The organism is Vibrio sp. 10N.247.310.98, from assembly GCF_041467395.1.
GTDB lineage: Bacteria > Pseudomonadota > Gammaproteobacteria > Enterobacterales > Vibrionaceae > Vibrio > Vibrio crassostreae_C.
Window position 1 is genome coordinate 154,945 of the sequence record NZ_JBFSUL010000001.1, and the last position, 12,139, is coordinate 167,083.

General features: G+C 44.4%; 9 protein-coding genes. 2 read left to right on the forward strand and 7 right to left on the reverse strand.

What is annotated here, in order from left to right; translation table 11 throughout:
* Positions 1-11: 11 nt before the first annotated feature.
* From AB6E78_RS00625 to AB6E78_RS00650, 6 genes are all read right to left on the reverse strand, one after another.
* On the reverse strand, positions 12-2,867 hold the full coding sequence (locus AB6E78_RS00625; RefSeq protein ID WP_017063869.1) for a formate dehydrogenase subunit alpha: 2,856 nt from the start codon (positions 2,865-2,867) through the stop codon (positions 12-14).
* Between the two features lie 10 nt (positions 2,868-2,877).
* Positions 2,878-3,078, reverse strand: coding sequence for a twin-arginine translocation signal domain-containing protein (locus AB6E78_RS00630; RefSeq protein WP_008217926.1), 201 nt, complete (start codon positions 3,076-3,078; stop codon positions 2,878-2,880).
* Positions 3,079-3,156: 78 nt separating this feature from the next.
* Positions 3,157-3,795, reverse strand: a complete 639-nt coding sequence (locus AB6E78_RS00635) for a molecular chaperone (RefSeq protein ID WP_017059621.1) — start codon at positions 3,793-3,795, stop codon at positions 3,157-3,159.
* A 9-nt stretch (positions 3,796-3,804) separates the two neighbouring features.
* The gene (locus AB6E78_RS00640; protein WP_372111321.1) at positions 3,805-5,472 is read right to left on the reverse strand and encodes a 4Fe-4S dicluster domain-containing protein; all 1,668 of its coding nucleotides are present in this window, start codon (positions 5,470-5,472) and stop codon (positions 3,805-3,807) included.
* Positions 5,473-5,771: 299 nt separating this feature from the next.
* Positions 5,772-6,455: a DUF3306 domain-containing protein gene (locus AB6E78_RS00645; RefSeq protein ID WP_102320204.1), complete on the reverse strand. Its 684-nt coding sequence runs from the start codon at positions 6,453-6,455 to the stop codon at positions 5,772-5,774.
* Entirely contained in the window at positions 6,445-6,906 is a 462-nt protein-coding gene (locus AB6E78_RS00650; RefSeq protein WP_017059618.1) for a DUF3305 domain-containing protein, read from the reverse strand. The genes AB6E78_RS00645 and AB6E78_RS00650 overlap by 11 nt, the downstream gene beginning before the upstream one ends.
* Before the next feature lie 397 nt (positions 6,907-7,303).
* Between AB6E78_RS00650 and AB6E78_RS00655 the strand changes: the two genes are divergently transcribed.
* Together AB6E78_RS00655 and AB6E78_RS00660 are read left to right on the forward strand one after the other, a co-directional pair.
* The gene (locus AB6E78_RS00655; RefSeq protein ID WP_017063873.1) at positions 7,304-8,128 is read left to right on the forward strand and encodes a formate dehydrogenase accessory sulfurtransferase FdhD; all 825 of its coding nucleotides are present in this window, start codon (positions 7,304-7,306) and stop codon (positions 8,126-8,128) included.
* A 280-nt stretch (positions 8,129-8,408) separates the two neighbouring features.
* Complete coding sequence (locus AB6E78_RS00660; RefSeq protein ID WP_372111325.1) at positions 8,409-10,298, forward strand: methyl-accepting chemotaxis protein; 1,890 nt, start codon at positions 8,409-8,411, stop codon at positions 10,296-10,298.
* A gap of 133 nt (positions 10,299-10,431) precedes the next feature.
* On the opposite strand, the gene AB6E78_RS00665 is transcribed toward AB6E78_RS00660, so the two are convergent.
* Positions 10,432-12,015, reverse strand: coding sequence for an ABC-F family ATPase (locus tag AB6E78_RS00665; RefSeq protein WP_050650342.1), 1,584 nt, complete (start codon positions 12,013-12,015; stop codon positions 10,432-10,434).
* Positions 12,016-12,139: the final 124 nt, after the last annotated feature.

Consider the following 12,139-nt stretch of genomic DNA (forward strand, 5'->3'; position numbering starts at 1 on the left):
TTTAAGACTCCTTACGCTTTACGAATATTACAAAGGGTTACTTTCGTTTCCTGCATCAAGGTGACAGGGTCGTAACCGTATGTGGTTGCTGTGTTAGCAGCTTCACCAATAACGTAAGGATCAGTGCCTTCTGGGTATTTAGAACGCAAATCTTCGCCTTGGAACTTACCACCGAAGTGGAATGGGATGAATGCCAGACCCGGTTTCACACGACGTGTAACCATCGCTTTCACCTTAATACGGCCCTTCTCTGCACCCTCAACCCAAACATCGTCACCGTCTTTAAAGCCGATGTCGTTTGCATCTTTCGGGTTCACTTCAACAAACATCTCTTGCTGTAGTTCTGCTAGCCAAGGGTTAGAACGGGTTTCTTCACCACCACCTTCGTACTCAACCAAACGACCAGAGGTCAGGATAATCGGGTATTCGCCAGATTTGTCTTGCTCTTGAATCGACTTGTAAAGCGTAGGAACACGGAAGATAGCTTCTTTGTCGTCCCACGTTGGGTAATCAGCAACTAGGTCGCGACGTGGCGTGTAAAGTGGCTCACGGTGCAGTGGTACACGGTCTGGGAATGTCCAAACAATCGCACGTGCTTTCGCATTACCAAATGGGATACAGCCGTGTTTAATTGCCACACGTTGGATACCACCTGAAACGTCAGTCTTCCAGTTTTTGCCTTCAGCAGCCGCTTTCTCTTCTGCAGTTAGATCATCCCACCAACCCAGTTGTTTCAGTAGTTTGTCACTGAACTCTGGGTAGCCGTCTTTGATCTCACAGCCTTTCGAGTAGCTGTCTTCTGCCAGTAGGCTTTGACCTTCAAACTCAACACCAAAACGAGTACGGAAGTTACCACCACCTTCAGCAACCGTCTTAGACGTATCGTAAAGGATGTGTGTACCCGGATGTTTCATCTCTGGTGTGCCCCAACATGGCCAAGGTAGACCGTAAGTCTCGCCATTTGCTGGACCGCCTTCTGCTTCTAGAGACGTTTTGTGGAATGTGTGCCAATTCTGTTGGTGCTCTTTCAAACGCTCAGGGCTTTGGCCTGTGTAGCCGATTGTCCACATACCTTTGTTGAATTCACGTGTAATATCTTCAATCAGTGGTTGGTTGTTCTCAACACGGATGTTTTTGAACAGCTGATCAGAGAAACCAAGCTTCTTAGAAAGCAGGTACATGATTTCGTGGTCAGGTTTAGATTCGAATAGAGGATCAACAACCTTGTCACGCCACTGTAGAGAACGGTTTGACGCCGTTACACTGCCGTAGGTTTCAAACTGAGTCGTTGCTGGTAGCAGGTAAACGCCGTCGGTACGATCATTCATTACCGCTGCAACCGTTGGGTATGGGTCAACAATAACCATCATATCCAGCTTCTGCATCGCTTTTTTCATCTCTGGACCACGAGTCTGAGAGTTCACCGCGTGACCCCAGTAGAACATGGCACGGATGTTTTCGCGTTGGCGAATCTTGTCTTTGTCTTCAAGTACGCCATCAACCCAACGAGATACAGGAATACCTGCACTGTTCATTGGTTTTTGACCGCCGTATGCGTTGTCGTCGAAACGGCCTTTCACCCAGTCAAAGTCGATATCCCAAACTTTTGACCAGTGACGCCAAGAACCTTCAGACAAGCCGTAGTAGCCTGGAAGTGTGTCTGACAGTACGCCAAGGTCAGTTGCGCCCTGTACGTTATCGTGACCACGGAAGATGTTTGCACCGCCGCCTGATTTACCGATGTTACCTAGCGCAAGCTCAAGTACACAGTAAGCGCGTGTGTTGTTGTTACCAGTCGTGTGCTGAGTACCACCCATACACCAAACGATACAACCCGGACGGTTTTCAGAAAGTAGTTTCGCGGTGTGGTATACGTCTTTTTCACTAACACCAGTTACGCGTTCAACTTCTGCTGGGTTCCACTTCGCGACTTCTTCACGGATCTCGTCCATGCCGAATACACGTTGTTTAATGAACTCTTTGTCTTCCCATTGGTTTGCAAAGACGTGCCATAACACACCCCAGATAAACGCAACGTCAGAACCTGGACGAAGAGAAACGTAGTGATCTGATTTCGCAGCAGTACGCGTACGACGAGGATCCGCAACAACGATCTTACAGTTGTTCTTCTCTTTCGCGATCAAGATGTGTTGCATCGCTACTGGGTGAGCTTCTGCTGGGTTTGAACCAATGAACAGCATCGATTTACAGTTGTGCATGTCATTGAACGAGTTTGTCATTGCACCGTAACCCCAAGTGTTCGCAACACCGGCTACTGTGGTTGAGTGACAAATACGTGCTTGGTGGTCAACGTTGTTGGTGCCCCAAAGCGAAGCCATCTTACGGAATGCATAAGCTTGCTCGTTACTGTGTTTCGCACTACCTAGGAAGTAAACTGAATCAGGGCCAGACTCTTTACGAAGTTCTAGCGCTTTGTTACCGATCTCTTCAATCGCTTGTTCCCAAGAAAGCTTCTTCCACTTACCGCCTTCCAATTTCATTGGGTACTTAAGACGACGTTCACCGTGGCCGTGCTCACGAAGTGCTGCACCTTTCGCACAGTGTCCACCAGCGTTGAATGGGTGATCGAATGCAGGCTCTTGACCTGTCCATACGCCATTTTGAACTTCAGCGTAGATACCACAACCCACAGAACAGTGAGAACAGATAGTACGTTTCACTTCTGTTTTCGCTTCTGGATCGACTGATTTAGCCTGTGCTTTCTTCATCATACCTGGTGCAAATAGACTTGCGCCTACCACTGCGCCACCAGCAGCTAATGAAGTGTTTTTCATGAAGGCACGTCGAGACACACCTAGCTGATTGGTTTCTTTGCTCACACTATCGGAGCGTTTGACAAGTTTCATCCGTTATCTCCTAAAGTGTGTCGTAGTAATCGCGAATGTGTTGCGTCTCACGATACCCTGTCTTCTTCACGTCTTCTTTCGAAATTTCAACAGTTTCTGAAGCGGTTGCCACTTTAGTTGTACCAGCGACAACGGCACCAGCAACGGCTGCAGTCGTCAAGCCTTTGAGTAGATCCCTACGGCTTGTATTTATATCTTTATTATCTTTCATCATTGCTTCCTTACCTTACGGTAGATCTTTTTTTGGAGGCTTAATGCCCCTCTATCGATATAATCGCGTACTGCTCGATTACTCGTAATCAGTGACGTTTTTCACATCAATCTTTAATTTGTGCTTACTGCTTTTTGTATTCACGCTAAAACGCACTTGTTCTAACGTTAAGAATGCTTCACACAGTTGAGCGGCCGATTTGTAGAAGTTCGCGCTTTCTGCCCCTTCAAGCTGACGCGTGAAAGAGTTAAACCAAGGGCCAAGGTGCTTATTGAATACCGCCTGTTGCAGTGCTTCTTCTTCAGCCGTTAGCATCGCCATCACTTCACACAGTGCTGCGATATGATCTTCCGGCTCTTTCACTTGATCGTCACGCTCAATGCCTAAAAGCTCTAAGTCATGACGAATCTCTGCCAATGGTTTTTCCATCATGGCGCCAGTGCGATGCCAAGAACCAAATGGAACGACTTCTCCACGCCCAATACCGATGAACAAATCTTGATATTCGTCTTCAAGAGCTTCACGGTTTGATTCTGTTGCCGCTTGTTGAATGGCAATCCAAGCCTTTTGCATTGCGCTTTCAGACGCTTCAATATCGAGTGTTTTTAGAAAGTCGATCACCTCTTCAGAAGGTGCGCTGCGAAACAGTGCGGATAGAACCAAATAGATCTCAGTTCTTAGTGTCTGTTCTTGTGCCTGATCCAAATTCGTTTCCAAGGCTAACTCCTAGTATTTCAATTGTTTCAATGGGTCTTGAGCCATTGAATCGAACATATCCACCACACGGCAGTCTTCACACATAGCAATACGATTAATCGCTGCTTCATCTGAAAAGTGAGAGTGACCGCGTAACTTGTTCTGTAACATGTCAATCATAGACTGAGGTGCGAATGGTTTATGGCAACGTACACATTCCGCAGCTTTCTCTTCATGAATCACAACTGCTTTTTGACGTTCTTCTTTTACCCAGTTCATACGAGGCGTAAGAGTCAGAACATTTTCAGGACATGCCTTTTCACACAAGCCACATTGAATACAGTCTTGTTCTACAAATTTAAGTGATGGAGAAGCCCCGTCGGTATGAAGCGCACGTGTCGGACACACAGCCACACAGCTCATACATAACGTACAATCTTTGCTATCACACGAAACGTTGCCGTAAGGTGCGTTTGACGGAAGCTCAACAATATTTTCAACAGGAATACGAGCTGAAGACATCGCATCAAGTGCTGTAAATAGACGTTGGCGCTTGTTGCCTTGAAGATCGCCAAGTGCAAGGTCGAATGAATCCACACAAAGTGTTGGAGGACATTCACGTAGAGATTCTAAGTACAGAATATCGATGGTTTCTTTTGGAATACCGATTTGATCTAGTAGTTCTTGAGCAATCCCTACTTCGTTATTCAGAACACGAATGATCGTTTCTGGCATAAAGCGAGATGCGGCAAACAGAACCTGAGTTGCGCCATTAACTAAAGCTGCAAACCAAGTATCGATACCAATAGATGGCAGTTCTTCTACGACAATTGGAATCACGTTATCTGGTAGCGCCTTAAGTGCCATCACGTTATAGGTTTCATGACGCGAGCTACAGATAAGCACTATGGGATCCAGACCGCCCGCTTGCTCATAGTTCGCTAGCGTACGTTCAATAAACTTTTGAGTGTCGTCAGGGTTTGGAAGCGCATAGGTAATCGCTTCTGTCGGACAGCTCGTTGCACAAGTACCCACGCCTTGACATAGGTAAGGGTTAATCTCGATCTTATGACCCGTCTTATCTGAGCCTTCACTTGAAAGTGCACCAGCAGGACAAGCATCAACACAACGCTCACAACCTTTAACACCACGAGAACTGTGTGCACATAGGTCTGTGTCCAAACGGAAGAACTTAGGCTTATCAAACGTGCCCATTAACGTAGGAATTTCTTCTAACGCTTCAGCCAGTTTTGGATAACCACGACCTACTGGGTAATAACCAGGAACAGGCACTTCTTCAGTCATGCAGCTATTCAGACATAAGTCCAAAACCACATCAAAACAGTCATGATTGATTGCTACTTTTGCAAGGTTATTGGTTCGGCCTTTGTTTTCGATTAGAACTTCGAACGTACCAAGGAACCCTGAAACCTGAACAGCATTTGCGTAGTAAAGCTCTGACTCAGTATTCGTCGCCTTCACACCATCTGTCGAAAGCAGTGTTAGGCTTGTTAACTGAGGTAATTGAGCCGCAGCACTTTCAATGATCGCAGTTGGACCAATAACAAGTGTATTACCGCCGCTTTCGTAGCTAACAGTAGGTGGAATCAGATTTGTTAACTCAACTGTATTTTCAAATGCATACAGTCTTGCTTTAGCGTTATTTGAATTTGCTTGTTCTAATAATTGTTTAAGCATTGCTCAGTTCCATCTTTGGACATGGATAATCTGTTCAACCTTTATTGTAGTAAGCGAGAGAGAACTTGCTGAGTAATCCGTTAACAACTAACCCTTTAGCCAGTGTGTCGTTCGTCAGACCGTGAACTCGTCTATCTACAAAAAAGTTGATAATGAACGTTATTTTGCAAATGCCATGCCAATTTAATATGCCTTATATTTCAGTGATTTAATCCTATATAACGTTTATTGTGCGTATAAAAAAACCGCTTGGGACATTTTGTCGCAAGCGGTTCATTGAGTGTTTAGTCAAAATGTACCTATTCTTTGTGTGGTATATTTTGTCCCACCTCTTTAAGGTCTGCTTCGTCTGACATTGTAGCGTTATTATCCGATACTGTGTTTTTATACAGTTCTTTTTCTTGTTCGGTTATTTCGGCACTTTCTGACGTTTCAAGTTTATTATCAGATACCTCAAGATCGCTTTCAGAATTTTCTAAAACTTCACCTTCGTCTTTATTATCAATGATTTGCTCTTCTTCTGGCGCAGTTTCTTCTTCCGTTTTGTCTTTAACCCAATCACGCAAGGTTTCCGCAACCCCTTCAGAAAGAGACTTCAAATTACTGTAATCGTCGTCGTAATCATCTAAACCATCACGAACGTTGAATTCTTCTGAGAGGAATAATTTACGCAATGCCGCTTTTTTTACGCTTTCTGAAGCTTCTGACACCAATAATTGAGCAACAGACAAGTCTTCAGTCGTTTCTGATGCTATCTCCTGAGAGTCAATAGTTTGAGAATCGACAGCGTGTTCTGGAGACTCTTTTTCCAAAGTTCCACGTTCTAGTGACTCCGATGTTTCTGCGTCTATAGATGAAGCAGCAGACGAAGCCTCAGTGGAAGTAAGCTCAGTTTCCTCAAGCGTTTGTTGCGCTTCTAAAGGTTGGTCGGTTGATTCATCAAGCTTTCGTTGAGACCAACGGCTAAAAAAGTTAGTTGCCATTTGATCGACCCGCGCCTTTACGTTTCTTACGTCTTGCTTCTAATAACTCGCCATGACGACCGATGAATGCTTCCATCCAAGCTTGTACAGGCAATGGCATGTCGTAAGACAATACTTGGTTATCTCCGTCCATGTATTGGCCTGCGACTGTTTGTGATGCTGTCAGTAATTGAATAATAGGTTTACCGGAGTCAACATTATCCATAACTAAGAATAGCTTAGGTTGCTGAGAGCTTAGATTGAAGCGGTAGTCGGTACGTTCGTCTTTGTGCAACTGAAGCAAACATACGTCTGGGGTTTCATGTTCAGGTGATAATTCAAAACCGATGAGTTCCCATTGAGTTGTTACCCAAATGCCAGTTTTGATCTCTTTCTCTATTCTTTGGACACCGATTGGCCAAGCTGCTTCTGTTTTTTCATATTGTTCTTTGAATTCTTTTATCTCAGACATACTTCACCCAATTGATTTTCTTTGGTCTGAATGCACTTAGGACATTTTGTACTGTGCGCAATCATATACACCCCATAAAGCAATAAACACGCCAATACATTTTAAGTCCTGCTCCGTCTTTAGTGCGTTTGTCGTAAAGTTACCCCTATAACGTTAGTCGATCGCGCTGGTTTGAGACAGTTAGTCTCGGTGAACTCTCATATTTTGCGCTATTTTAATCGAATGCTTCATGTTTTCTCGAATAGCCGCTATTTTGGAATGAGAATTGCTAAATGCTTGAGTTAAAGCTAAGACTGACTAAGTGACAGAGAACGCATGTATTCTAAAGAGTCGTATGATGACTCTTGCCTAACTTCTTATCCCTTATAATCGCTATCTCATTAAGTAGGACGTGACTGTGGTAAAACCAAACATAATAAAAACCAGTGAAAACCCACTTCAGACCATCGAAGTTGAAGTGTTTGATGAATATGGCGAAAAGCTAACGAAACAAATTGCGTGCGAGCGCCCTCTTACCGTTATGTTGAACTGGAAAGAGATCGTAACTCTAATGACATTGGGTTCACGCCCGGAAGCATTAGTCTTGGGTTATTTGAAAAACCAAAGCTTCCTTTCTGATCCAGAAGCCGTTGAATCAATCATCATCGACTGGGAAACCAGCTCAGCAGCGGTTATCACCAAAGAAGATACGAGCCAACTTGAGCAAGCGCTTAAGAAGAAGACAGTTACCTCTGGCTGTGGCCAAGGTACCATGTATGGCAACGTGATGAAGCAATTGGAAGATTACCAAGTGCCTCAAACCAAGATTAAGCAATCTGAAATCTATACGGCTCTAGAAGCGCTGACTCATTATAACGACACCTACAAGAAAGCGGGTGCGGTTCATGGCTGTGCTGTTTGCAAAGACGACAAGGTTCTATCGTTTGTTGAAGATGTTGGCCGACACAATGCCGTTGATACATTGGCTGGTGAGATGTGGCTTAACAAAGAGACAGGTGAAGATAAGATCTTCTACACCACAGGCCGTTTAACGTCTGAGATGGTGATTAAGGTTGCGCAGATGGGAATCCCTGTTCTACTGTCACGCTCTGGCGTTACACAAATGGGCTTAGATTTAGCGCAGAAGTTCGGCATAACAACGATTGCTCGTGCTAAAGGCTTGCGCTTCCAAGTCTTTACAGGTGCAGACAAGATAGATTTTGACGTCAAAGGCGAGCAGTAAACGTAAAGTTAACTCGTGCTTAGTTAATTTGTTAAATGGGTGCAGTATCAGCTGCACCTTTTTTATATCCTTAAGTTTCCATTCCAATTCGTCCCCGATACAGGTTTCACGCTTCAGACCATCTAAACCTACACGTATCATGTCTTAAATTAGCTTTTCCTAAAGCAAATCTTGATTTAACACTCCAATAAGCTATTAGTTACATATTCATCAATTTAATGAATCTATTAATAAAAGTTAAAGATGAATATCAACGTCACCGGCTTAAAGGGAATTAACCATGAGTAATCAATCGGAACCTCAGCGTAGACCGCTGTCTCTTTCTATTCGCAGTAAGTTTATTTTAATCAACCTCACCCTGTTTATTTCTGTTTTTATCTATGCCATCTACGAGCAGTTCAGCTTAGACAAATTGGAATCACTGGAGCTCGCTGCGACCGAAAACCTCAGAAGCTCAGTCGATTTATTAACGCTTAGGCGACATGAGAAAGACTTCTTGTCTCGACACGATCAAAAATACGCAGAGCGTTTCGATAAAACTGCCGACACATTGAATCAAAGATTGGTGACGTTGAACCAAACCCTAACCTCGCACGAGCTTCACCTTACCGATCAAATGACTAAAATCTCCGATACCCTTCATCAGTACCAGAAACAGTTCCATCAGATCGTCAATCAAGTGAACGACATTGAACGCACAACCCCACCTTTAGGCTTTGTCGCAACCCTCGATGGAAAAAGAACAGCGCTGAAATCAGCAATCGAATCAGAATCAAGTTTGGCACTGGAACTTGCGTTGTTAGAGCTGATCGAAAAAGACTTCCATTACCTCGCACATATTAATAGCCAAACGAATGCGGCGTTAACCAATGCTCTTGTTGAGTTTGAACCCTACTCCCAAACTTCGATTGCGACTGAACAAGCCTATTCCGAATATAAGGCCGCGGTTGAAACTCTGTTGGTTGCTAACAGCAATCTAGGTTTGTCTGCAGAGTTGGGGCTTAGAGGCGCCTTACGTAGTAATGTTCATCAAACAGAACAAGCCGTTGAAGAAGTGCAGAATGAGATAAGCCAAGCGATTACAGCGGCAGTTAGAAACACACAAAACATGTTACATCTGTTTGGTGCAGCTATCGTCGCTCTGCTTTCTCTGTTATTGGTGTTCATCGGTCGCAACATCCTGGGTCGTATCAAAGCGATAAACGTGATGATGGAGTCTATTGCAAATGGAGATGGAGACTTAACTGTCAGAATGAACGCCAAAGGTAACGACGAACTGGCTCAACTTGCTCACTCGTTCGATACCTTCATCAATAAACTGCACGGCAACATCAAAGAGCTATCCGGCGTGATGACGGTGCTGACAGACAGTTCATGCAGTTCTGAAGAAGCGGCAGTCAAAAGCATGAGCAATGCAGAGAAACAAAAGCAGCAATCTGAATCGGTAGCGACGGCAGTTAACGAGTTAGTGATGACGAGTAATGAGGTGACGGCGAATATCGAAAATGCCGCAACCAATGCCGAGAAGATCAAAGAAAATGCCCATCAAGCGCTACAAAAGACACAATCAACCAACGACAGTATTAATGTCTTAGTAGAAAACATTGCAGAGTCTCAGGATCTCATCGTTCAGCTTGAAGAACAAAGCCGTGAAATCAATCAGGTGGTGACGACTATTCAAGGTATTGCTGAGCAAACTAACCTATTGGCACTTAATGCTGCGATTGAAGCGGCGCGTGCTGGCGATCATGGACGAGGTTTCGCTGTGGTAGCATCCGAAGTACGAGAGCTTTCACTAATGACCAATGATTCAACCCATCAAATAGAATCTACGATTCATGGTTTAACCACTGGGATAGACAAGACCGTCGCTAAGATGACAGCGAGCTTAGAACAAACTGAGCTGGTGAAAAACCAAACCAAAGACGTGGTGAATGCGATAGAAGGAATACACTTTCAAGTTGGCGAGATGTTTGACTTAAACAGCCAGATCTCAACAGCGTCTGAAGAGCAATCGATGGTTTCGGTTGAGATTGACCGAAACATTACTGATATCGCTCACCTTGCTAGTGATACCTATACTGTGGTTTCTGGGTCGGTGCGTTGCAGTGAACAAGTCTCGAGTGTGAGTGTGAAGCTAGAGAAGATTGTCGCGCAATTTAAGTATTAGTGAATAGCGCAAGCTAGTTGATTCGTGTGGTATGGAAAAACAAAAGGCCTCTATCTTATTACCAAGATAGAGGCCTTTATAATTTTGAATACGTACTAACGTGTTATTACGTATCAGCTCTCGCTACACGGTATTAGCCGCGTGCTTTCAAGAACTCAGCGTAAGTACCGCGGAAATCGTTGATCTTGCCATCTTTGATTTCAAGGATACGAGTTGCAAGCGAGTCTACGAATACACGGTCGTGAGATACGAAGAACAATGTGCCTTTGTAGTTCTCAAGAGCCAAGTTAAGCGCTTCGATAGATTCCATATCCATGTGGTTTGTTGGCTCATCCATTAGAAGGATGTTTGGTTTATGCATCATGATCTTACCAAGAAGCATACGACCTTGCTCACCACCAGAGATAACCTTTACAGATTTCTTAATGTCGTCTTGACCAAATAGCATACGACCTAGGAAGCCACGAACAACTTGCTCGTCTTCGCCTTCTTGACGCCATTGGCTCATCCAATCAAACAGGTTCATGTCTTGTTCGAAGTCATGTGCGTGATCTTGAGCGTAGTAACCGATGTTTGAGTTTTCAGACCACTTGTACTCACCAGTGCGAGGCTCAAGAGCGCCAGCTAGTGTGTTAAGTAGTGTTGTTTTACCCACACCGTTCTCACCGATGATAGCAACACGCTCACCTACTTCGAAAATACCGTCGAACTTGTTGTATAGGTCTTCTTCAAAACCTTGAGATAGGTTTTCAACCACAAGTGCGTTACGGAATAGCTCTTTAGACTGTTCGAAACGGATGAATGGGTTTTGACGGCTAGACGCTTTAACTTCGTCTAGTTGGATCTTATCGATCTGCTTAGCACGAGACGTTGCTTGCTTCGCTTTCGATGCGTTAGCAGAGAAACGAGATACGAACGTTTGAAGTTCAGCAATTTGCGCTTTCTTCTTAGCGTTGTCAGACAGTAGACGCTCACGAGCTTGAGTCGCAGCCGTCATGTACTCATCGTAGTTACCTGGGAATAGACGAAGTTCGCCGTAATCAAGGTCAGCCATGTGTGTACAAACAGAGTTTAGGAAGTGACGGTCGTGCGAAATGATGATCATTGTGCAGTTACGTTGGTTTAGCGTGTCTTCCAACCACTTGATGGTGTCCATGTCCAGGTTGTTCGTTGGTTCGTCAAGAAGCATGATATGCGGGTCTGCAAACAGCACTTGAGACAATAGAACACGAAGTTTCCAACCCGGTGCTACTTCGCTCATCAGACCGAAGTGCATTGATTCTTCAATACCTACCGCTAGAAGAAGCTCACCAGCTTTAGCTTCTGCCATGTAACCGTCCATTTCAGCGAACTGAACTTCAAGGTCAGCCACTTTCATGCCGTCTTCTTCGCTCATTTCTGGCAAAGAGTAAATGCGGTCACGCTCTTGCTTAATAGCCCAAAGCTCTTTGTGACCCATGATAACCGTGTCGATTACCGTGAATTCTTCGTAAGCAAACTGGTCTTGGTTTAGCTTAGCAACGCGCTCGTTTGGATCGTAGCTTACGTTACCAGCACTTGGCTCAAGTTCACCAGATAGGATCTTCATGAACGTCGATTTACCACAGCCATTCGCGCCGATTAAACCGTAGCGGTTGCCTTCGCCGAACTTAACTGAAATATTTTCGAAAAGTGGCTTAGCGCCGAATTGTTGGGTGATATTTGCTGTGGAGATCAATGCCATTACCTTTTTAATGTGAAAAACGCCGCAACGTTACTTGTTCAGGGCTTTAACTGCAAGTATTGATTGCAATTACTGGCCATTAAGTGAGTGATAACCTAGCCAAATCATAGTTTGAACT